Genomic DNA, 21,150 nt, shown 5'->3' on the forward strand with positions numbered 1-21,150 from the left:
CACGGGTTCGGGGTGCTCTCGACCAGGTTTGCCCGGGCTCAGCGGCCGGCAGCGCGCAGGGCGATGCGCACGAGCGGCACCTGCAGCGGCAGCCGCGCGAAGGTCGCCGCCTTGTACGCCGTGTGCGGGGTGCGACTGGCGTCGAGGGCCATCTTCACGTTGCCGGGGAAGACCCCGACGAGCAGCGCGGCGCTGGCCAGGCCGGCCGCGGGCCGGGTGGTGGGGTGCAGCAGGCCGGCGGCGCAGGCCAGCTCGGCGACCCCGGAGCCCAGGATGACCTCCCGGTGGGCCGGGACCCAGCGCGGCATCAGCGGCAGGAAGGTCTGCGGCCGCACGAGGTGCGTGACGCCGGAGACGGTGAAGATGCCGGCCAGCAGGGCGACGTCGCGCGGGAGGGAGGACATCTGGGCAACGTACCGGGATCCGCCGGCCCGCGAGGGAACAGGGTCAGAACAGGATCGTGGTGAAGGTGGCGGTCCGGGTGAAGCCGATCCGGTCGTATGCCGCGCGCGCGGCGTGGTTCCAGTCGTTGACGTAAAGCGACACGACGGGGGCGATCTCGCGCAGGGCCACCTCGACGACGGCGGCGAGGCCGGCGGTGGCCAGCCCCTCGCCGCGCCGGTCGGGCACGACGTACACGTCCTGCAGCTGGCAGGCGTACGGCGTCGCCGCCGCCACCTCGGCCTTGAAGACGACCCGGCCGTCCTCGACCCGCACGAAGGACCAGCCCTTGGAGATCAGCTGCGTGACGCGTGTCCGGTAGGCCGCTGCCCCACCGCCGGCCTCGGGCGAGACGCCCACCTCCTCGGTGTACATCGCCACCGAGGCGGGGTAGACGAGGTCCAGCTCGGCGTGGGTGCTGCGTCGGACCGCCGGGTCGGGGTCCACGGCCGGGGCGTCGCGGATCTCGAGGTGGTGCTGCCCGCGGCGGATGTCGCGCGGGGTCGGCCACGACCGCGACAGCACCTGCCACATCGTCTCGACGGCGTCGGTGGGCCCGAGCAGCGTCGAGCAGCGCCGGCCTCGCTCGACGGCGCGCCGGGCGAACTGGTGGGCCGCCTCCTCCGAGGCCATGGCCGGGATGAGGTTGGCGGCGGCGTGGCAGACCGAGGTCAGCGCGCCGTCCTCGGCGTGGCCCCACATCTCCCCGCCCAGCCAGCGCGGCTGGAGCCGGGTCAGGCGGGTGCGGTAGTCGGCGACGACGTTGACGACCGGGTCGCGCGCCAGCAGCGCGAGGACCTCGTCGACGTCGTCGGGGCCGAGGACCCGGAGCTCACCGGGACCACGGGGATCGACCGAGGCGCTCACGGGCGCAGCCTAGTGGGCGCTCAGCCGACCGAGACGGTGGCGCCACCGGAGCCCTCGGCGTCCTCCATCGTCTCCGCGATGCGCATGGCCTCCTCGATCAGCGTCTCCACGATCTGCGACTCCGGCACGGTCTTGATGACCTCGCCCTTGACGAAGATCTGGCCCTTGCCGTTGCCGGAGGCGACGCCGAGGTCGGCCTCGCGGGCCTCCCCCGGACCGTTGACGACGCAGCCCATGACGGCCACGCGCAGCGGCACCTCCATGCCCTCGAGCCCGGCGGTGACCTCGTCGGCCAGCTTGTAGACGTCGACCTGCGCGCGCCCGCAGGACGGGCAGGAGACGATCTCGAGCTTGCGCGGCCGCAGGTTGAGCGACTGCAGAATCTGGATGCCGACCTTGACCTCCTCGACCGGAGGGGCCGAGAGGGAGACCCGGATCGTGTCGCCGATGCCGCGGCTGAGCAGCGAGCCGAAGGCGACAGCCGACTTGATGGTGCCCTGGAAGGCGGGGCCGGCCTCGGTGACGCCGAGGTGCAGCGGCCAGTCGCCGGCTTCCGAGAGCATCTCGTAGGCGCGCACCATCACGACGGGGTCGTTGTGCTTCACCGAGATCTTGAAGTCGTGGAAGTCGTGCTCCTCGAACAGCGACGCCTCCCACTTCGCGGACTCCACGAGCGCCTCGGGCGTGGCCTTGCCGTACTTCTCCAGCAGCCGCGGGTCCAGCGACCCGGCGTTGACGCCGATGCGGATCGACGTGCCGCGGTCCTTCGCGGCCTGCGCGATCTGCTTGACCTGGTCGTCGAACTTGCGGATGTTGCCGGGGTTCACCCGGACGGCGGCGCAGCCGGCGTCGATCGCGGCGTAGACGTACTTCGGCTGGAAGTGGATGTCGGCGATCACCGGGATCTGCGACTTGGTGGCGATCGCCGGCAGCGCCTCGGCGTCGTCGGCCGACGGGCACGCGACCCGCACGATGTCGCAGCCCGACGCGGTCAGCTCGGCGATCTGCTGCAGCGTCGAGTTGATGTCCGAGGTCAACGTGGTGGTCATCGACTGCACCGAGACCGGGGCGTCGCCGCCGACCATCACCGAGCCGACCTTGATCTGGCGCGTCTTGCGGCGCGGGGCCAGGACCGGAGGGGGTGCGGAGGGCATGCCGAGGTTGATCGCAGTCACGCCCCCAGGCTACTCGGACGCCGCGAGGCGACGGGCGCGAGAGCCCCTAGACCTGGATGGGCACCACGATGTCGGCTGTGATGAGGATCAGGCCCATCACCAGCAACGACGCACCCACGACGTACGCCACCGGGAGGAGCTTGGCGACGTCGACGAACCCGGGGTCGGGACGCCCGCGCACCCGGGCGACCCCGCGCCGCAGGCCCTCGTAGAGGGCGCCGGCGATGTGGCCGCCGTCCAGGGGCAGCAGCGGGATGAAGTTGAACATGCCGACGAAGAGGTTGAGGCTCGCCAGCAGCCCGACCAGGAACACCAGCCGGTCGACCGCCGGGCTGGTCTGGTCGCTGGTGACCTCGCCGGCCACCCGCCCCGCGCCGACGATGCTGACGGGGCTGTCGTCGGCGCGTTCCTCGAGACCGACCACGGCCTGGGCGACGTCGAAGACCTTGACCGGCAGCCGCACCAGCGCCTGGGTGACGTCCCACGTCATGACGCCCATCTGCTCGCCGGTGTAGAGCAGACCCTGCTGCTCGCGCACGGCGGTCGGGGTGACGCCCAGGAAGCCGTCCTCGACGATGACCTCGCGGTCCTCGAGCGAGCGGACCAGGTTGACCGTCGTGCTGGTCTCCAGGGTCAGCTCCTGGCCGCCGCGCTCGACGACGATGGCGGCGCGTCCGTCGTCGTTGGACCGGATGAGCTGGACGACCTGGTCCCAGGAGTCGATCGGCTGGTCGTTGAAGCTGACGATGCGGTCACCGGGACGGATGCCGGCCTCGGCGGCCGGCGAGGCCTCGTCCTCGGCGGTGCACTTCCGCGGCTGCTCCTCGGCGGTGATCACGCACTCCGAGACCGACTGGACGGTCGTGGTCGGCTCGGGCACGCCGTAGATGCCGAAGATCCCGGCGAACAGCAGGAACGCGATGACCAGGTTCACGGTCGGGCCGCCGGCCATCACGATCACCTTCTTCCACCACGGCAGGCGGTAGAAGAGGCGCTCCTCGTCGCCCGGCTTGATCAGCTCGGCCTCGGCGTGCCGGGCGTCGGAGATCAGCTGGGTGAACATGCCGGTGTTGCTCTGCCGGGGGCGGCCGAGCGGGTCGTCCTTGGCCGGCGGCAGCATCCCGACGAGCTTGACGTAGCCGCCGAGCGGGATCGCCTTGAGGCCGTACTCGGTCTCCCCGCGGTGGGTCGACCAGACCGTGCGGCCGAAGCCGACGAAGTACTGCGTCACCTTCACGCCGAACTTCTTCGCCGGGACCATGTGGCCGACCTCGTGCAGGCCGATGGACACGGCCACGCCCACGGCGAACACGACCACGCCGAGCACGAACAGCAGGACTGTGATCACGGTGTCTCCGGCGTCTCGGGCGTCTCGGGCCCCGTCGGCAGCGTCGGTAGGGCCAGCAGGGTCTCGGCTCGCTCACGCGCCCAGGCGTCGGCGTGCAGCACCTGCGTCACCGTGAGCTCCTCGTCCGAGGGTACGCCCGGGTCCCGCAGCACCCGCTCGATCGTCGGCACGATGTCGGTGAAGCGCAGCCGGCCGTCGAGGAAGCGGGCCACGCAGACCTCGTTGGCGGCGTTGTAGACCGCCGGCATCACGCCGCCGGCGGCGCCGGCCTCCCGGGCCAGGCGCACGGCGGGGAACGCCTCGTCGTCGAGCGGGATGAACTCCCAGACCTCCGGGCTGGTCCAGTCGACCGGCGCGGCGGCGCCCGGGATCCGGTCGGGCCAGCCGAGCCCCAGCGCGATGGGGATCAGCATCGACGGCGGCGAGGCCTGCAGCAGGGTGGAGCCGTCGACGAACTCGACCATCGAGTGCACCACCGAGGTGGGGTGGACCACCACCTCGATCGCCTCGAAGGGGATGCCGAAGAGCAGGTGGGCCTCGATGACCTCGAGGCCCTTGTTGACCAGCGTCGCGGAGTTGACCGTGACGAGCGGGCCCATGGACCAGGTCGGGTGGTTCAGGGCGTCGGCGGGCGTGACCTCGTGCAGGTCGTCGCGGCTGCGCCCCCGGAACGGTCCCCCGCTCGCGGTGAGCACGAGACGGCGTACCTCGTGGGCACGGCCGCCGCGCAGGCACTGCGCGAGCGCGGAGTGCTCGGAGTCGACGGCCACGATCTGCCCGGGCTTCGCCAGGCTCGTCACCACCGGTCCGCCGATGATCAACGACTCCTTGTTGGCCAGCGCCAGCGTCGTGCCGGCCTCCAGGGCCGCGACCGTGGGGCGCAGCCCCAGCGCGCCGCTGATGCCGTTGAGCACGACGTCGCACGCCATCGCGGCCGCCTCGACCGAGGCGTCCTCACCGGTGCCGTGGAAGGCGGGCGCGAACTCCGCCACCTGTTGCTCGAGCAGGTCGGGCCGGCTGCCGCCGGCCGTCAGGCCGACCACCCGGAACCGGTCGGGGTTGCGGCGGACGATCTCGAGCGCCTGGGTGCCGATCGAGCCGGTCGATCCCAGCACCACCACGTCACGTCGGTCGGGTCCGCTCACCTGCGCCTCACGGCTCCTTCCGGGTTTCCGGGCTTCCTTGCGTTGCTCCCGCGCGGGAGGGGCCCGCGGCCCTAGTCTGGACGACGACCGATCCCGACCCTGCCCCGGACGGAGACTGCCATGGGTGTGTCCGCCACCGGCCAGGGGATGCACATGTCGGCGGTGCGCAACGGCGTCGCGATCGCGACGGTGATCCTGGCGCTGTTCTTCTACCTGTACGGCCCGCCGCTGACCGACAAGATGCGCGCCGCGGCCAACGCCCGCTGCAACGAGCTCACCGGGAGCACATTCCGCAGCTACCGGCTGGTCTGGGAGACCACCACCTTCTCGGGCGTCGACGTGCCCCACTGGCAGTGCTACCCGGTCGGCAAGCCGGTCTCGGAGAGCGTCGACCTCGGCTGGTGGGTCGACTTCTGAGCGGTGGGACGCATCGCCCCCCAGCGGTGGTGCGCCCGGCGGTCGCGGCCGACGTGCCGCGCATCTGCGAGATCTGCGCCGCAGGCTTCGCCGCCAGCTCGGCGGGCCTGCTCCCCGCGCGCGTGGTGGCGGCGCGGACCGCGACCTACTACGACCGGGAGCGCGTGGTCGCGGAGATCGGTCCCGGCCCGGCCGGGTGGCTGGGGTACGTCGTCGCCGAGTCGGGCGACAGTGTCGTCGGCGCCGCGGGCGGCAGCGTGGTGGACCGGGTCGGCCACCTGCTCGTGCTCTACCTGGACCTGGACCGTCGCGGGCTCGGCCTCGGGACGGCGCTGCTCGACCACGTGAGCGGGCAGCACCGGACGAGCGGGGCGACGCACCAGCGCGTGAGCGTCACCGAGGGCAACGAGATGGCGCTGCCCTTCTACCGACGCCACGGGTTCGAGGTGACCGGCCACGAGCCGTTCGGCGCCGGGACCGACGCCCGCTCCCTCGTCCTCGAGCGGCCGCTCTAGCCCCAGTTCTCGGCCCTGGTCAGGCAGAACAGGTGCCCGCTGGGGTCGCGCAGCACCCGCCAGGTCTCCCCCGGCTGCGGGTCCACCACCGTCGCCCCGAGCCCCGTGGCCGTCGTCTGCGCCTCGTCGAGGTCGGCGACCGCGAGGTCGAGGTGGAACTGCTTGCCGCCGCCCTCGTCGGGCCACGAGGGCGGCTGGTAGCCGTCGACCCTCCCGAAGCCGAGCGCGTGCGTCGGGCATGGGAAGGGCTCCTCGTGTCGGTGCAGCTGCCCCCACCCTGCGCCCGATCGCCACGCAGGTCCAGGCCCGGGGCCCAGACGTCAGGACGGGAGCGGTGAGCCCACCCGGACGAGGTTGCCGCTCGGGTCGACCACGGCGAACTCGCGGATGCCGTCGTCGGTGTCGACCGGGTCCGTGATCCGGCTCCCGGTGGCGAGATCGGGGACGACCAGGGTCGCCCACTCCTCGTGCAGCGCCCGGGCGTCCTCGACGTAGGCGTAGCAGCCGCACGCCGTGCTCAGCGGGTCGACGTCCGGGTCGGCGTAGAAGTGCAGCCACAGGTCACCGCGCCGGAGGATGCAGTAGCCGTAGGTCTCCGGCGGCTCGCCGACGCTGACGAACCCGAGCCGTCCCCAGAACCGGAGCGTCTCCTCCAGGTCGCGACCGGGCAGGACCGGCACGGTCCCCTCGCTCACGACTGCTCCCGCTGCCCCCAGGGCGCGCCGTACTCGGTGAGCAGGTCCAGGAACGGCACCGCGTCGAAGGCCTCCGGACCGAGCACCCCCGTGCCGGTCCAGTCGCCGCGGGCGAGCAGCTCGAGGGCGATCACCGGGTTGACGGCGGTCTGCCACACCACGCACTGGTGGCCGTACTCGCTCATCGTCCACTCGTTGTCGACGACGTGGTAGAGGTACGTCGAGCGCGGCTGACCGTCCTTTCCTGTGCCGGTGACATGAAGTCCGGCGCAGGTCTTGCCCTTCATACGCGGCCCGACGGTCGCGGGGTCGGGGAGCACCGCCGCGACCACGTCACGCGGCGAGACCTCGACACCCTTGACGCGGACCTTCTCCGTGCTGTCGAGCCCGAGCGTGTGGAGCACCTTGAGGATGGTGATGAACTCGTCGCCGAGGCCGTACTTGAAGGTGGCGCGCTTGCAGTCGACCCAGCGCGGCATGAGGAGCACCTCCTCGTGCTCGACGTTGACGCACTCCACCGGTCCGATGCCCTCGGGGAAGTCGAAGACCTCGGGCTCGCTGAACGGCGGGGTGGTGAACCAGCCGCCGTCGACGTCCGCGCGGTCCTTCTCGTAGATCACCGGCGGGTTGAGGCACTCCTCGATCGTGGTCCACATCGAGAACGACGGCGCGAAGACCTCGTTGCCGGCGTCGTCGGTGACCACGAGGTTCGCCCCGTCTCGGGTGCCGAGCTCGTCGATGTCGCTGAAGAGGTGGTCGGCGGCGTAGCGGGCGAACACGTCGGAGAGCCCGGGCTCCACGCCGATCCCGACCAGCGCCAGGCGTCCGGCGCTCTCCCAGTCGCCGGCGACCGCGAACTGCTCGTCGCCCAGCTTCACCCCGACCTTCTCGTACGGCGACTCCGGGTGCGGCTTCGACAGCGACATGGCCATGTCGAGGTAGTCGGCGCCCGCGGCGAACGCACCGTCGAAGAGCGGCATGTTGAAGACCGGGTCGACCGCGTTCATCACGTGGGTGATCCGGTGCTCACGGCACACCGCGGCCACCGCCTCGGCGTCGGAGGCGTCGATCCGCGCGGCGACGAACCGGTCGTCCGCCTCGGCCGCCCGCCGCGCCTTCGCCTCATCGTAGTCGGCGACCACGACCTGCTCGAAGAAGTCGCGCCGGGCCGCGATGGCCGCGAAGGCACCGCCGACGCCGCCGGCGCCGACCAGGAGGATCCTCACAACAGTTGGCCCTTCATCTCGTTTCGATAGGCTCGCGCGCTTCTCGCCAGTTCACTCGGCCCCGTCGCGGGGTCTGCTGCCGTCTCACCGGGTCTCGACCCGCGGGTCACGACCTCGTTCCTCGGTCGTGCCGCTTGCTCGACCTGCCTCGCGACGCTTCGCGCTCGTCCCTCGCGCGAAGCTGCTCGGTCACTCGCCGATGTACGACATGACGTGCTTGATGCGCGTGTAGTCCTCGAGGCCGTACATCGACAGGTCCTTGCCGTAGCCGGAGTGCTTGAAGCCGCCGTGCGGCATCTCGGACACGAACGGGATGTGGGTGTTGATCCACACCGCGCCGAAGTCGAGCCGGCGCGAGACCCGCAGCGCGCGGGCGTGGTCCTTGGTCCAGACCGAGGAGGCCAGGCCGTACTGCACGTCGTTGGCCCAGCGCAGCGCCTCGGCCTCGTCGGAGAACTTCTGCACGGTCATCACCGGGCCGAAGATCTCGGACTGGATCTGCTCGTCGCCCTGCTGCAGGCCGGCCAGCACGGTCGGGTCGTAGAAGTAGCCGGCGTCGCCGTGGCGGGTGCCGCCGGTGACGACGCGGGCGTGGTCGGGCAGGCGGTCGACCATGCCAGTCACGTGGGCCAGCTGGTTCTCGTTGTTCAGCGGGCCGTAGTAGGTGCCCTCGGCGGCGGGGTCGCCGGTCGGCATGCCCTGCGCGGCCTCGGCCAGCGCGGCGACGAAGTCGTCGTGGATGCCGGCCTGCACGAGCACGCGGGTGGCGGCGGTGCAGTCCTGGCCGGCGTTGAAGAGCCCGGCGCCGGCGATGCCCTCGGCGGCCGCGGCGATGTCGGCGTCGTCGAACACGACCACCGGCGCCTTGCCGCCGAGCTCGAGGTGCACGCGCTTGAGGTCGCGGGAGGCGGACTCGGCGACCTGCATGCCGGCGCGCACCGAGCCGGTGATCGCGACCATCTGCGGGGTCTTGTGCTCCACCAGGGCGCGGCCGGTGTCCCGGTCGCCGCAGACCACGTTGAGCACGCCCGGCGGCAGGAACTCCTGGGCGATCTCCGCCAGCAGGGTCGAGGAGGCCGGGGTGGTGTCCGAGGGCTTGAGCACGACAGTGTTGCCGGCGGCGAGCGCGGGCGCGATCTTCCAGATCATCATCAGCAGCGGGTAGTTCCACGGCGTCACCTGCCCGACGACGCCGATCGGCTCGCGCCGCACCCAGGAGGTGTGGTCGGCCATGTACTCGCCCGCCGAGGAGCCGCCGAGCACCCGGGCCGCGCCGGCGAAGAACTTGAAGTGGTCGGAGGCGTAGGGCATCTCCTCGTCCATCGTGACGCCGAGGGGCTTGCCGGTGTCCTTGCACTCGACGGCGTTGATCTCCTCGATCCGCTCCTCGATGGCGCCGGCCAGCTTGAGCAGCGCGTGCGAGCGGTCCTGCGGCGTGGCGTAGCCCCAGCCGTCGAAGGCAGCGTCCGCGGCGGCGTAGGCGCGGTCGACGTCCTCCGGCCCCGACTTCGGCGCGGAGGCGTAGGCCTGCCCGGTGGTCGGGTCGATGACGTCGTACGTCTCCCCCGAGGCCGCGTCCACGAGCTCGCCGTTCACGATGTTGCGGAAGTTCTGAGTCATAGGCGGCAGCCTAGCCAGGCACAGCCTGTCGCGGAACCCGCTCCCGACGATGGAATCCGAAGTTTTCGGCCCCGTCATCTCGCAGAAGTGCCGTCGTGCGGCAACCATGACAACGGATTTCGGGGCGGCGGGCTTGCCGAAAGGTCGCGTTGCAGCCACCATGGAGGGACCACGAACCCCAGGAGCATCTCGTGTCGACCTCTCCGATGGACCACGACCATCACCAGCGCCTGCAGAAGAGCGCGCGCGACCACCTCTGGCTGCACTTCAGCCGCATGGGTGCCTACAAGGACCACGACATGCCGATCATCGTCAAGGGTGACGGCGCCTACATCTGGGACGCCGAGGGCCGGCGCTACCTCGACGGCCTCGCCGGCCTCTTCGTCACCCAGGTGGGTCACGGCCGCGCCGAGCTCGCCGAGGCGGCCGCGAAGCAGGCCTCCACGCTCGCCTTCCACCCGCTGTGGTCCTACGCCCACCCGGGCGCCATCGAGCTCGCCGAGCGGGTGGCGAACTACGCCCCCGGCGACCTGAACCGCGTCTTCTTCACCACCGGCGGCGGCGAGGCGGTCGAGTCGGCCTGGAAGCTGGCCAAGCACTACTTCAAGCTCACCGGCAAGCCGGGCAAGCACAAGGTCATCAGCCGGGCCGTGGCCTACCACGGCACCCCGCAGGGCGCGCTCTCCATCACCGGCATCCCCGGGATGAAGGAGCCCTTCGAGCCGCTGGTGCCCTCGACGTTCCGGGTGCCCAACACCAACTTCTACCGCGCGCCCGACGCCTTCCAGAACGGCAGCGACGGCGACCTCGAGGCGTTCGGCCGCTACGCCGCGGACCGCATCGCCGAGGCCATCGAGATGGAGGGCCCCGACACCGTCGCCGCAGTCTTCCTCGAGCCGGTGCAGAACTCCGGCGGCTGCTTCCCGCCCCCGCCGGGCTACTTCCAGCGGGTCCGCGAGATCTGCGACGAGTACGACGTGCTGCTGGTCTCCGACGAGGTCATCTGCGCCTTCGGTCGGCTCGGCCACATGTTCGGTGCCGAGCGCTACGGCTACCAGCCCGACATCATCACCTGCGCCAAGGGCCTGACCTCGGGCTACTCCCCGCTGGGGGCGATGATCGCCAGCGACCGCCTGATGGCGCCGTTCCTGGACGGCACGACCACGTTCCTCCACGGCTACACCTTCGGCGGCCACCCGGTCTCGACCGCGGTCGCGATGGCGAACCTCGACATCTTCGAGCGCGAGGACCTGCTCGGCAACGTGCAGCGCAACGAGGGCGCCTTCCGCACGACGCTGGAGAAGCTGAAGGACCTGCCGATCGTGGGCGACGTCCGCGGCGACGGCTACTTCTACGGCATCGAGCTGGTCAAGGACAAGGAGACCAAGGAGACATTCGACGAGGCCGAGTCGGAGAAGCTGCTGCGCGGCTTCCTGTCCCGGGCGCTCTACGAGGGCGGCCTCTACTGCCGCGCCGACGACCGGGGCGACCCGGTCATCCAGCTCTCCCCGCCGCTGATCTGCGACCAGTCGCACTTCGACGAGATGGAGGAGATCCTCCGCAAGGTGCTCTCCGAGGCCTGGGACATGTTGTGAGGCCCTGACCTCGCACCCCGACCTCCCCGATGCGATGGGGTGGATCGGAACGGCCCCCGAACCCCTCCCAGGTCCGGGGGCCGTTCCTCTGTCCGTCGGGCGAGGACGGGGTCAGGCGACGGGGCGCTCGCGGATGCGGCGGACGACGGCGCTGCCGACGACCAGGCCGAGCGCGAGCAGGAACATGATCGTGCCGATCACGTTGACCTGCATGGGGACGCCGCGCTGGGCCGCGCCCCAGACGTACATCGGGAACGTCACCGTCTGCCCGGAGTTCAGGTTCGTGATGATGAAGTCGTCGAAGGACAGCGAGAAGCTCAGCAGGGCGGCGGAGACGATGCCGGGCATCACCAGCGGGAAGGTCACCCGCCAGAAGGTCTGCAGCTCGTTGGCGTAGAGGTCGCCGGCCGCCTCCTCCAGGCGCGGGTCGAGGCCGGAGAGCCGGGCCTTGACCGTGATGACGACGAAGGACAGGCAGAACATCACGTGGGCGATGAAGATCGTCCAGAAGCCGAGCTGACCGGCGAAGCCGGCGTTGACGAAGAGCGCCAGCAGCGACGAGCCGAGGACGATCTCGGGCGAGGCCATCGGCAGGAAGATCAGCAGGTTCGCCGTCGCCCTCCCGCGGAAGTGGTGGCGCACCATGGCGAAGGCCATGAGCGCGCCCAGCAGCGTCGCCAGCCCGGTGGCGAGCAGGCCGATCTGCAGGCTGGTCACCACCGAGTCGCACAGGTCGGGCCGCTCGCAGACGTTGAGCCAGTTGTCCATGGTGAAGCCGTCGTACTCGTAGCCGATGCGGCTCGCCGGGTCGTTGAAGCTCATCAGCACGACGACGAAGATCGGCGTGAACATGTAGAGCAGCACCAGCAGGGCGAAGAGCAGCACCGCGTGCTCCCCCAGCCAGCTGCGCCCGCGCGTCACGACGCTGCTCATACGAGGTCCTCCGTGCCGGCGCGACGGACGTAGACCAGCACCATCGCCACGATGATCACCATGAGCGAGACCGACATGGCCGCTGCCGTCGGCAGGGCGCCGGCGGCGAAGAGGTCCTGGATCTCGTTGCCGACCATGCGGGTGCGCGGGTTCCCGAGCAGCTCGGAGTTGATGTAGTCGCCGGCGGCGGGGATGAAGGTCAGCAGCGTGCCCGCGACCAGGCCGGGCAGGGCCAGCGGCAGCGTGACCAGCCGGAAGGTCTGGAACGGCGAGGCGTAGAGGTCCTGCCCGGCCTCCATCAGACGCGGGTCGACCTTCTCGAGGCTGGCGTAGAGCGGCAGCACCATGAAGGGCAGGAAGTTGTAGGTCAGCCCGGTGATCACCGCGAACGGCGTGGCGAGCAGGCGGACGCCGTCGACGAACGGCACGGCGTTGAGGGCGTCGACGAGGAAGCTGGTGTCACCCAGCAGCAGCTTCCAGGACAGCGTGCGGATGAGGAAGCTGGTGAAGAACGGCGCGATGACCGCCACCAGCATGAGGTTGCGGTACTTCCCCGCCTTGAACGCGATGGCGTAGGCGAGCGGGAACCCCAGCAGGACGCAGGCGATCGTCGCCGCCAGCGCGTAGAGGAACGAGCGCACGAAGGTGCCGCCGTACTCGCTGATCATGTCGGTGTAGTTCGAGAAGGCCCACGTCATCGGGTAGCCCGTGGCGATCGAGCCGGCCGGGTCGTAGAGGCTGCTCGCGACCAGGGTGAAGGTCGGGACGAGGAAGAACAGCAGCAGCCACACGCTGCCCGGGACCATCAGCAGGTAGCCGGTCAGGCCCCGACGCTGCTGGTCGGGCTCGGGCGTCGCGGCGACCGGGCCGCCCGGTGCGGGCACGTGGCCGACGGCCGCCATCAGCCCTCGTCCTCCGGGTCGGCCCCCGCCGTCGCGTCCTGGGCCGAGTCGAGCAGGAAGGTGTGCTCCGACGACCAGGTCAGCACCGCCTCGTCACCGACGCCGAAGCTGTCCTGCCCACCGGTGTTCTGCTCGAAGACCATGAGCTCCTGGCCCCACGGCATGCGGAGCAGGTACTGCGTGCTCACGCCCACGAAGCTGACGTCGGTGACCCGGCCGCCGGTGAGCGCGTTCTCGCCGTCGGGGGCGGCGTCCCCGGCCCGGTGCAGCCGGATCTTCTCCGGGCGTACGCCGAGCCACGCGTCGCCGGAGCGCACCGACGAGGTGACGTGGGTGGCGCGGATCCGGGAGCCCTGCACGTCGACGTGGACCTCCTCGTCGCTGGCCTGGACGATCGAGCCCTGGATGAGGTTCGACTGGCCGAGGAAGTTCGCCACGAAGGTGGTCTGGGGGTGCTCGTAGAGCTCGCCGGGGGCGCCCATCTGCTCGATGCGCCCGGCGTTCATCACCGCGATGGTGTCGGCCATGGTCATGGCCTCCTCCTGGTCGTGGGTGACGTGGATGAAGGTGATGCCGACCTCGGTCTGGATCCGCTTCAGCTCGATCTGCATGCCGCGGCGCAGCTTGAGGTCGAGCGCGCCGAGCGGCTCGTCGAGCAGCAGCACCTGCGGCCGGTTGATGAGGGCGCGCGCCAGCGCCACCCGCTGCTGCTGGCCGCCGGACAGCTGGGCCGGGCGACGCTCGGCGTACTGCTGGAGCTGGACGAGCTCGAGCATCTCGCCGACGCGGGTCTTGATGTCCTTGGCCTTGGTGCGACGCAGGCCGAAGGCGACGTTCTCGAAGATCGACAGGTGCGGGAAGAGCGCATAGCTCTGGAACACCGTGTTCACGGGCCGCTTGTAGGTCTTGAGGTCGGTGATGTCCTCCTCGCCGAGCCTGATGCGCCCCTGCGTGGGCCGCTCGAGGCCGGCCACCATGCGCAGCGTGGTCGTCTTGCCGCAGCCCGAGGCGCCGAGCAGGGCGAAGAACGCGCCCTGGGGGATGGTCAGGCTGAGGTCGTCCACCGCCACGAAGTCACCGAAGCGCTTCGTGACGCCCTCGATCCGCAGGTCGTCCGAGCCGGCCACTAGCCCATCGCCCGGGAGAAGTCGGTGTCGTACTGCTTCGCGGTCGCGTCGTCGATCGACTTGAACGAGAACGTCTGCGACATCAGGTCGTCGTCGGGGAAGATCAGTGGCGCGTCCACGAGCTCGGGGTCGATCTTCTCCATCGCCTCGCGGGCCCCCTCGACGGGACAGATGTAGTTGACCCAGGCGGCAAGCGTGGCGGCCACCTCGGGCTCGTAGTAGTAGTTCATGAGGGCCTCGGCGTTGGCCTTGTGCTCGGCCTTGTTCGGCACCAGCATGTTGTCGGACCACAGCGAGACGCCCTCCTCGGGGAGGACCCACTTGATGTCCGGGTTGTCGTACTGCATCGCGATGACGTCGCCGGACCAGGCCTCGCAGGCCACGATGTCGCCCTTGTTGAGGTCCTCGACGTAGTCGTTGCCCGTGAAGCGTCGGATCTGGCCGTTGTCGACGTACTTCTCGAGCTCCTCGATGGCGGCGCCCCACTCGTCGTCGGAGAAGTCCACCGGGTCGGCCCCGACGAGCTTGAGCATGAAGCCCATGGTGTCGCGCATCTCCGACAGCAGGCTGATCTTGCCCGACAGGTCGGAGCGGGTGAGCAGCTCCTCGAAGCTGCGGACCTCGCCGGTGTAGGCGGCGTTGTAGGCGATGCCCGTCAGGCCGCTCTGCCACGGCACGGAGTAGTCGCGGTTGGGGTCCCAGTCGGGGCTCTTGAGGCTCGCGACGATGTTGTTGTCGACGTTCGGGATGTTGGCGTGGTCGAGCTTCTGCAGCCAGCCGAGGTTGACCAGGCGGGCGGCCATCCAGTCGGTGAGCGTCATGATGTCGCGCCCGATGGGCTGGCAGTCGCCGAGCTGGTTTTGGATCTTGGCGAAGAACTCGTTGTTGTCGTTGACGTCCGGGGTGTAGTTGACGTCGATGCCGCTCTGGTCCTCGAAGGCCTCCAGCGACGGCATGCGCTTGCCCTTGACGTCGATGTACTCCGGCCAGTTGCTGAACTCGAGAACCTTCTCCGACGAGGACTTGTCCTCCGAGGTGCAGGACTCGGCGGTCTGCACGGTGCCCTCGGTGCCGCAGGCGCTGAGCAGCGCCGGGAGGCCGAGGCCGAGGCCGCCGACGGCCGAGCCGCGCAGGAAGCTGCGCCGTCCGACGGGTCCGAGGGCCTTGAGGTCCACCAGCTGCCGGTGGCTGATCGCGGGGCGAGGCATGGTCGTTTCCTCCACGGTCGTGATTCTGCGGAAAGCACCGGTTCCGAGCCAGGTGATGCTCAGGATGGTTCCATGTCGAGCGCCGATCGACAAGGGATTCCGTCGTGCCGTAACCCGATTGCCACGGAATCAATCGGATCGTTACACGAAGGTCTTTGACCTCGTCGGTGGTCGATGTGAGGATCACGATCATGACCAAGAGCTCCGGGCGGTCCGACCGGTCCCGCACCTCCCTCGACGAGGTGTCCAAGGCGATCATCGCCGAGCTGCAGCAGGACGGGCGCCGCTCGTACGCCGCCATCGGCAAGGTGGTCGGGCTGAGCGAGGCCGCCGTGCGCCAGCGGGTGCAGCGCCTCATCGACAACGGTGTCATGCAGGTCGTCGCCGTCACCGACCCGACCGAGCTCGGCTTCAGCCGCCAGGCCATGATCGGCGTCCGCGCCACCGGCGACCTCGGGCCCGTCGCCGACGCCCTGGTCGCGATGGAGGAGGTCGACTACGTCGTCGTGGTCGCCGGCTCCTTCGACCTGCTGGTCGAGGTGGTCGCCGAGAGCGACGAGCACCTGCTCGACATCGTCTCCCAGCAGATCCGCGCCATCCCGTCGGTCGTGAGCACCGAGACCTTCGTCTACCTGCGCCTGAAGAAGCAGACCTACTCGTGGGGCGTGCGCTGAGCGCGCCGGAGTCGCTCTGGTCGGCCACGCTCGACGAGCCGCCGGTCGTCCGGGCGCCGCTCGCCGGCGACGTCTCGTGCGACGTCGTGGTCGTCGGCGGCGGCTACACCGGCCTGTGGACGGCGTACTACCTGCTGGAGGCGGCCCCGCACCTCAGCGTCGTCGTCCTCGAGGCCGAGACCGCCGGGTTCGGCGCGTCGGGCCGCAACGGCGGCTGGTGCTCGGCACTCTTCCCGATGTCGCCCGAGCGGCTCGCGGCGCTGCCCGGCTCGGACCGCGCCGCCGCGCAGGCGCAGCACGCCGCGATGCGCGACGCCGTCGACGAGATCGGGCGGGTGGCGGCCGCCGAGGGCATCGACGCCGGCTTCCACAAGGGCGGCACCGTGGTGGTCGCCCGCACCGACGTGCAGCTCGAGCGCGCCCGGGCCGAGGTCGAGCACGCCCGGTCCTGGGGTCGCGGTCCCGACGACCTGCGGCTGCTGGACGCCGCCGAGGCCAGCACGATGCTGGCGGCCGAGGGAGTGCGCGGCGGCACCTTCACCCCCGACTGCGCGGTCGTCCACCCCGCCCGGCTCGTGCGTGGCCTGGCCCACGCTGTCGAGCGTCGCGGCGGTGTGATCCACGAGCACTCCCGCGCCCTGCGGCTGTCCCCCGGCCTGGTCGAGGCCGAGCGCGGCCGGGTCCGGGCGCGGTACGTCGTGCGCGCCACGGAGGGCTACACGCCCGGGCTGGCCGGCCAGCGGCGAGCCGTGGTGCCCGTCTACTCGCTCGTGGTGGCGACGGAGCCGCTGGGTGAGGAGCGGTGGCGCGAGATCGGGCTCGCGGACCGGCCGAGCTTCAGCGAGCACCGCCACCTCATCGTCTACGGCCAGCGCACCGGGGACGGGCGGCTCGTCTTCGGCGGCCGCGGCGCGCCGTACCACTTCGGCTCGGCGGTGGCTCCCGGCTTCGACCGCGACGAGCGGGTCTGGGCCTCCCTGCGCGAGGCCGTGGTCGAGATGTTCCCGACGCTGCGCGGGGTGGGCTTCAGCCACGCCTGGGGCGGGCCGCTGGGCGTCGCCCGCGACTGGTGCGCCTCGGTCGGGCTGGACCGCTCGACGGGGCTGGGCTGGGCCGGCGGCTACGTCGGCGACGGCGTGAGCACCACCAACCTGGCCGGGCGCACGCTGCGCGACCTCGTGCTCGGGCGGGCGAGCGACCTGACGCGGCTGCCCTGGGTGCAGCACCGCTCGCCGCGCTGGGAGCCCGAGCCGCTGCGGTGGACCGGGATCAACGCCGGGCTGCGGGCGATGACGATGGCCGACCACGAGGAGCGGTTGACCGGTCGCCCCTCCGTCGTGGCCCGCGCGATGGCCCCCTTCCTGGGCCACTGAGCCTCACGCGTCGGTGACCGGCTCGAGCCCGGCCACGAGCGGGGCGGTCGCCGGTGCCTCGCCCTCGTAGCAGAAGGCCGCCAGCGCGACGGTCCCCCGGATCCGGGTGCGGACCTCCCCGGTCACCGGGAAGACGTAGCAGCGCTCGCCCCGCAGCTCGGGAGCCTGCGGGGTCCGGTCGGCCACCGCGCCGTACGCCTCCGCGAACGCTGCGTTGCCGCTGCGCCAGCGCTCGCGCACCTCGCTCTCCACGACCCCGGCCCTCAGCCAGCCCTCGACGACGTCGTAGGGCAGGCTCTCGACCTGCTGCCGCGCGTCGGCCGCCCGCTCCTCGGCGCGCGCGACCGGCGCGAAGTCACGGTGCCGGTCGTACGCCGCCTCGACCTGAGTCAGCGCGAAGGCCAGCCCGACCGCGACGCAGACCCGGAACACCGGCGGCAGCGACCGGAACCCCTCGCTCACGGGTCAGGAGCGGAGCGCGGGGCGGAGGGTGTCGAGGACCGCGGGGTCCTCGATGGTCGAGGGCGGCACGGCGTCCTTGCCGTCGGCGATCTCACGCATGGTCTTGCGCAGGATCTTCCCCGACCGGGTCTTCGGCAGCGCCGGGACGACCGCGACGTCGCGGAAGGCGGCGACCGGGCCGACCTCGTCGCGGACCATCGCCACCAGCTCCCGCGCGATCTCGTCGGGGTCCTGGGTGACCCCCGACTTGAGCACGACGAAGCCGCGTGGCACCTGGCCCTTGGTCGGCTCGGCGACCCCGATCACCGCGCACTCGGCGACCGCGGGGTGGGAGGCGATGACGGCCTCCATCGACCCGGTCGAGAGCCGGTGGCCGGCGACGTTGATGACGTCGTCGGTGCGGCCCATCACGAAGACGTAGCCGTCCTCGTCGACGTAGCCGCCGTCACCGGACATGTAGTAGCCGTCGAACGCCGAGAGGTACGACGACACGAACCGCTCGTCGTCGCCCCACACCGTCGGGAGGGTCCCGGGCGGCAGCGGCAGCTTGAGGCAGATCGCCCCCTCCTCACCCGCCGGCACCTGCCGGCCGGTCGGGTCGAGCACCTGCACGTCGTAGCCCGGCACGGGCACGCTCGGCGAGCCCGGCTTGATCTCCATCGGCTCGAGGCCGCGCAGGTTGGCCGCGATGGGCCAGCCCGTCTCGGTCTGCCACCAGTTGTCCACCACCGGCACGCCCAGCCGCTCGGTGGCCCACGTGTAGGTGTCGGGGTCGAGGCGCTCGCCGGCCAGGAACAGGGTGCGCAGGGAGGACGTGTCGTGGTCGGCGAGCAGCCGGCCCTCGGGGTCCTCCTTCTTGACCGCGCGGATCGCGGTGGGCGCGGTGAAGAGCGCCTCGACGCGGTGGTCGGCGATGACGCGCCAGAACGCGCCGGCGTCGGGCGTGCCGACCGGCTTGCCCTCGTAGAGCACCGTCGTCGCACCGCAGATGAGTGGTGCGTAGACGATGTAGGAGTGGCCGACGACCCAGCCGACGTCGGAGGCGGCCCAGAACACCTGGCCTGCGCGCACGTCGTAGATGTTCGGCAGCGACCAGGCCAGGGCCACGGCGTGGCCGCCGTTGTCGCGCACGATGCCCTTCGGCTTGCCGGTCGTGCCGGAGGTGTAGAGCACGTAGAGCGGGTCGGTGGCGGCGACCTCCACGCACCCGGCCGGGTCGTTCGCGCCGTGGCGCATGACGACGTCCCAGTCGAGGTCGCGCCCCTCGCGCAGCTCGGCCTCGCCCTGCGGCCGCTGCTTGACGATGACGGCCTCGGGCTGGTGCTCGGCCAGCTCCAGCGCCCGGTCGAGCAGCGGCTTGTACTCCACGACGCGGGCCGGCTCGACCCCGCAGGAGGCCATGACCACGACCTTGGGCCGGGCGTCGTCGACGCGGGCGGCGAGCTCCTTGGCGGCGAAGCCGCCGAAGACCACCGAGTGCACCGCGCCGAGGCGGGCGCAGGCCAGCATGGCGATGACGGCCTCGGGGATCATCGGCATGTAGACGATGACGCGGTCGCCCTTCTGCACCCCGCACGCCTGCAGCACCCCGGCGAAGGCGGCCGTCTTCTCCAGCAGCCGGGCATAGGTGTACGACGACCGCGTGCCCGTCACCGGGCTGTCGTGGATCAGCGCGACCTGGTCGGCGCGGCCGTTGACGACGTGGCGGTCGAGGGCGTTGTAGCAGGTGTTCATGGTGGCGTCGGGGAACCACCGGTAGAACGGGGGACGGTCGGCGTCGAGCGCGCGGGTCGGCTTGGCGAACCAGTCGACCAGGCGGGCCTGCTCGAGCCAGAACGACTCGGGGTCCGCGATGCTCCGGGCGTGGGTCTCCGCGTAGCTCCCGTGCGCGCTCATGGCAGTCCATTCTCCTCGGTGTCGGCCGGTCGGTCGGTGTCGTCGAGCCACTCGGCGAAGAAGGCGCTGAGCTCCTCGCCCGACAGCTCCTCGGCGAGGGCGCGGAACTCGGCGTCGGTGCCGTGGCCGCGGGCGTTGCGCGTCACCCAGGCGCGCGCGACGGCGTCGAAGGTGGCGTCGCCGACCCGCTGCCGCAGCGCGGCCAGCGTCATCGCGCCCCGCTGGTAGATGACGTCGTCGAACATGCGTGCCGGGCCGGGGTCGCTGACCTTCAGGCCCCAGAAGGGTGCGTTCCGCGGCCGCCCGTCGTACGCCAGGCGGAGCCGCTCGGACACGGTGCGACTGCCCAGGTGCTCGGACCAGGCCCACTCGGCGTACGTCGCGAAGCCCTCGTTGAGCCAGATGTCGCGCCAGCGGGTGACCGCGACGTCGTCGCCGAACCACTGGTGCGCCTGCTCGTGCACGACGAGGGAGACGTTGCGGGCGGTGGTGCCGCCGATGTAGGGGTAGACGGGTCGGCTCTGGGTCTCGAGCAGGTAGCCGAGCGGGGCGCCCACGACCACGCCGCCGGTGCTCGTGAACGGGTAGGGGCCGAACTCGCTCTCCAACCAGGAGACCACGCCTGGCGTCCTCCGCATCAGCGCCATCGCCTCGGCCCGGGCGGTGCCGCCGAGCTTCTCCGAGACGCCGTAGACGACGGGGCGGCCGGCGGCGGTGGTCTGCTCGACCCGGAACTGCCCGGCAGCGAAGAAGGCGAGGTACGTCGCCATCGGCTGGCTCATCCGCCAGGTCCACCGGGTCCAGTCACCGACCGGCTCCCGGGAGACGAGCTCGCCGTTGCTGAGCGCCTCCTGGCCGCGCGGCACGCGCAGCACGATGTCGTAGGTGGCCTTGTCCGCCGGGGTCTCGTTGGCCGCGAACCACCAGGGGCCCATCTGCGGCTGCCCGACGGCGACGCCCTCGCCGCGGGTCCAGGAGAACGGGGACTGCCCCGCGGCGACGACCGAGGCGGGGCGGCCGTGGTAGCGGACCACGACGCGGAAGGGGTCACCCGCAGTGACGGCGGTCGCCGGGACGACGCGGAGCTCGTGACGGTTCGGCTTCGAGAAGCGTGCTGCCACGCCGTCGACGCGGACGCTGTCGGCGGTCAGGGCGAGGTCGAGGTGGAAGGCGCTGAGGTCGGCGGTGGCGCGGGCCTCGAGCACCGTGCTGCCGGTGAGCCGGTCGCTGCCGGGGCGGTAGTCGTCGCGGATCGTGTAGTGCTCGACCTGGTAGCCGCCGTTGCCGTCGAGCGGGAAGTAGGGGTCGCCGCCGCTGTCGGACCCGGTGACCGCGGCGTGCGCGGCTCCGGTCGCACCCGTCGCACTTGTCGCTCCGATCGCCGCCGGCCCCAGGACGAGGGCCGTCGCGAGGGTGGTCCCGACGGCGACGAGCAAGCGGGGCACGGGCACGGGGGCACCTCTCGGAAAAGACGTTGCGGGGAGCGCGCCCGCTCCGCGACGCTATCCCACGTCCGTCCACCGCTGCTGCC

Annotated in this window: 20 protein-coding genes; 5 read left to right on the forward strand and 15 right to left on the reverse strand. The window is 71.3% G+C overall.

The features are described 5' to 3' along the window. Positions 1-38 precede the first annotated feature (38 nt). The 5 genes from G7072_RS11875 to G7072_RS11895 all read right to left on the reverse strand — a co-directional run bounded on the left by G7072_RS11875 (position 39) and on the right by G7072_RS11895 (position 4,976). Entirely contained in the window at positions 39-404 is a 366-nt protein-coding gene (locus G7072_RS11875; protein WP_166086623.1) for a DoxX family protein, read from the reverse strand. Positions 405-447: 43 nt separating this feature from the next. Further along, a complete protein-coding gene (locus G7072_RS11880; protein WP_166086625.1) occupies positions 448-1,308 on the reverse strand; it encodes a GNAT family N-acetyltransferase in 861 nt (286 codons plus the stop codon). Between the two features lie 20 nt (positions 1,309-1,328). Next, entirely contained in the window at positions 1,329-2,462 is a 1,134-nt protein-coding gene (gene ispG / locus G7072_RS11885; RefSeq protein ID WP_206063442.1) for a flavodoxin-dependent (E)-4-hydroxy-3-methylbut-2-enyl-diphosphate synthase, read from the reverse strand. A gap of 67 nt (positions 2,463-2,529) precedes the next feature. Further along, positions 2,530-3,831, reverse strand: a complete 1,302-nt coding sequence (locus G7072_RS11890; RefSeq protein WP_346766204.1) for a site-2 protease family protein — start codon at positions 3,829-3,831, stop codon at positions 2,530-2,532. Then, positions 3,828-4,976: a 1-deoxy-D-xylulose-5-phosphate reductoisomerase gene (locus tag G7072_RS11895; RefSeq protein WP_166086628.1), complete on the reverse strand. Its 1,149-nt coding sequence runs from the start codon at positions 4,974-4,976 to the stop codon at positions 3,828-3,830. Before G7072_RS11895 ends, G7072_RS11890 begins: the two co-directional genes overlap by 4 nt. 120 nt (positions 4,977-5,096) lie before the next feature. Here G7072_RS11895 and G7072_RS11900 point away from each other — a divergent pair, with 120 nt between their 5' ends. Next, complete coding sequence (locus G7072_RS11900; RefSeq protein WP_166086631.1) at positions 5,097-5,393, forward strand: hypothetical protein; 297 nt, start codon at positions 5,097-5,099, stop codon at positions 5,391-5,393. Positions 5,394-5,419: 26 nt separating this feature from the next. Further along, on the forward strand, positions 5,420-5,908 hold the full coding sequence (locus G7072_RS11905) for a GNAT family N-acetyltransferase (RefSeq protein ID WP_166086633.1): 489 nt from the start codon (positions 5,420-5,422) through the stop codon (positions 5,906-5,908). A 320-nt stretch (positions 5,909-6,228) separates the two neighbouring features. Here G7072_RS11905 and G7072_RS11915 read toward each other — a convergent pair whose 3' ends face one another. From G7072_RS11915 to G7072_RS11925, 3 genes are all read right to left on the reverse strand, one after another. Beyond that, positions 6,229-6,603 (reverse strand): VOC family protein, encoded by a 375-nt coding sequence (locus G7072_RS11915; protein WP_206063096.1) that lies wholly within the window; start codon positions 6,601-6,603, stop codon positions 6,229-6,231. Beyond that, positions 6,600-7,829 carry a saccharopine dehydrogenase C-terminal domain-containing protein gene (locus G7072_RS11920; protein WP_166086635.1) on the reverse strand — a complete coding sequence of 410 codons (1,230 nt, stop codon included), beginning with the start codon at positions 7,827-7,829 and terminating at the stop codon, positions 6,600-6,602. Before G7072_RS11920 ends, G7072_RS11915 begins: the two co-directional genes overlap by 4 nt. A gap of 189 nt (positions 7,830-8,018) precedes the next feature. After that, on the reverse strand, positions 8,019-9,449 hold the full coding sequence (locus G7072_RS11925) for an aminobutyraldehyde dehydrogenase (RefSeq protein WP_166086637.1): 1,431 nt from the start codon (positions 9,447-9,449) through the stop codon (positions 8,019-8,021). A gap of 206 nt (positions 9,450-9,655) precedes the next feature. Between G7072_RS11925 and G7072_RS11930 the strand changes: the two genes are divergently transcribed. Continuing rightward, on the forward strand, positions 9,656-11,044 hold the full coding sequence (locus G7072_RS11930; protein ID WP_166090065.1) for an aspartate aminotransferase family protein: 1,389 nt from the start codon (positions 9,656-9,658) through the stop codon (positions 11,042-11,044). Positions 11,045-11,155: 111 nt separating this feature from the next. Here the strand turns inward: G7072_RS11930 and G7072_RS11935 are convergent, their stop codons facing one another. From G7072_RS11935 to G7072_RS11950, 4 genes are read right to left on the reverse strand one after another with little or no spacing between them, the layout of a single operon-like run. Further along, positions 11,156-11,977 (reverse strand): ABC transporter permease, encoded by an 822-nt coding sequence (locus G7072_RS11935; RefSeq protein WP_166086640.1) that lies wholly within the window; start codon positions 11,975-11,977, stop codon positions 11,156-11,158. Further along, complete coding sequence (locus tag G7072_RS11940) at positions 11,974-12,879, reverse strand: ABC transporter permease (RefSeq protein ID WP_166086642.1); 906 nt, start codon at positions 12,877-12,879, stop codon at positions 11,974-11,976. Before G7072_RS11940 ends, G7072_RS11935 begins: the two co-directional genes overlap by 4 nt. After that, positions 12,879-14,006, reverse strand: a complete 1,128-nt coding sequence (locus tag G7072_RS11945; RefSeq protein ID WP_166086644.1) for an ABC transporter ATP-binding protein — start codon at positions 14,004-14,006, stop codon at positions 12,879-12,881. Before G7072_RS11945 ends, G7072_RS11940 begins: the two co-directional genes overlap by 1 nt. Next, positions 14,006-15,214: a spermidine/putrescine ABC transporter substrate-binding protein gene (locus G7072_RS11950; protein ID WP_166086646.1), complete on the reverse strand. Its 1,209-nt coding sequence runs from the start codon at positions 15,212-15,214 to the stop codon at positions 14,006-14,008. Before G7072_RS11950 ends, G7072_RS11945 begins: the two co-directional genes overlap by 1 nt. A 191-nt stretch (positions 15,215-15,405) precedes the next feature. Between G7072_RS11950 and G7072_RS11955 the strand changes: the two genes are divergently transcribed. After that, positions 15,406-15,888, forward strand: coding sequence for an Lrp/AsnC family transcriptional regulator (locus G7072_RS11955; protein WP_166086648.1), 483 nt, complete (start codon positions 15,406-15,408; stop codon positions 15,886-15,888). Then, positions 15,873-17,261, forward strand: coding sequence for an FAD-dependent oxidoreductase (locus tag G7072_RS11960; RefSeq protein ID WP_240916910.1), 1,389 nt, complete (start codon positions 15,873-15,875; stop codon positions 17,259-17,261). The genes G7072_RS11955 and G7072_RS11960 overlap by 16 nt, the downstream gene beginning before the upstream one ends. A gap of 3 nt (positions 17,262-17,264) precedes the next feature. Here G7072_RS11960 and G7072_RS11965 read toward each other — a convergent pair whose 3' ends face one another. From G7072_RS11965 to G7072_RS11975, 3 genes are read right to left on the reverse strand one after another with little or no spacing between them, the layout of a single operon-like run. After that, positions 17,265-17,723 carry a hypothetical protein gene (locus G7072_RS11965; protein WP_166086650.1) on the reverse strand — a complete coding sequence of 153 codons (459 nt, stop codon included), beginning with the start codon at positions 17,721-17,723 and terminating at the stop codon, positions 17,265-17,267. 3 nt (positions 17,724-17,726) lie between these two features. Beyond that, positions 17,727-19,619 (reverse strand): propionyl-CoA synthetase, encoded by a 1,893-nt coding sequence (locus G7072_RS11970; RefSeq protein WP_166086652.1) that lies wholly within the window; start codon positions 19,617-19,619, stop codon positions 17,727-17,729. Continuing rightward, positions 19,616-21,070 (reverse strand): M1 family metallopeptidase, encoded by a 1,455-nt coding sequence (locus G7072_RS11975; RefSeq protein WP_166086654.1) that lies wholly within the window; start codon positions 21,068-21,070, stop codon positions 19,616-19,618. The genes G7072_RS11970 and G7072_RS11975 overlap by 4 nt, the downstream gene beginning before the upstream one ends. Between the last annotated feature and the right edge of the window lie 80 nt (positions 21,071-21,150).

It is taken from the genome of Nocardioides sp. HDW12B (assembly GCF_011299595.1).
Classification (GTDB): Bacteria; Actinomycetota; Actinomycetes; order Propionibacteriales; family Nocardioidaceae; genus Marmoricola_A.

Bases quoted from the DNA above. Each gene is read 5' to 3' on its own strand.
- G7072_RS11875 (WP_166086623.1), bottom strand. From the start codon at position 404: ATGTCCTCCCTCCCGCGCGACGTCGCCCTGCTGGCCGGCATCTTCACC.
- ispG (WP_206063442.1), bottom strand. From the start codon at position 2,462: ATGCCCTCCGCACCCCCTCCGGTCCTGGCCCCGCGCCGCAAGACGCGC.
- G7072_RS11900 (WP_166086631.1), top strand. From the start codon at position 5,097: ATGGGTGTGTCCGCCACCGGCCAGGGGATGCACATGTCGGCGGTGCGC.
- G7072_RS11925 (WP_166086637.1), bottom strand. From the start codon at position 9,449: ATGACTCAGAACTTCCGCAACATCGTGAACGGCGAGCTCGTGGACGCG.
- G7072_RS11930 (WP_166090065.1), top strand. From the start codon at position 9,656: ATGGACCACGACCATCACCAGCGCCTGCAGAAGAGCGCGCGCGACCAC.
- G7072_RS11935 (WP_166086640.1), bottom strand. From the start codon at position 11,977: ATGAGCAGCGTCGTGACGCGCGGGCGCAGCTGGCTGGGGGAGCACGCG.
- G7072_RS11940 (WP_166086642.1), bottom strand. From the start codon at position 12,879: ATGGCGGCCGTCGGCCACGTGCCCGCACCGGGCGGCCCGGTCGCCGCG.
- G7072_RS11950 (WP_166086646.1), bottom strand. From the start codon at position 15,214: ATGCCTCGCCCCGCGATCAGCCACCGGCAGCTGGTGGACCTCAAGGCC.
- G7072_RS11955 (WP_166086648.1), top strand. From the start codon at position 15,406: ATGACCAAGAGCTCCGGGCGGTCCGACCGGTCCCGCACCTCCCTCGAC.
- G7072_RS11970 (WP_166086652.1), bottom strand. From the start codon at position 19,619: ATGAGCGCGCACGGGAGCTACGCGGAGACCCACGCCCGGAGCATCGCG.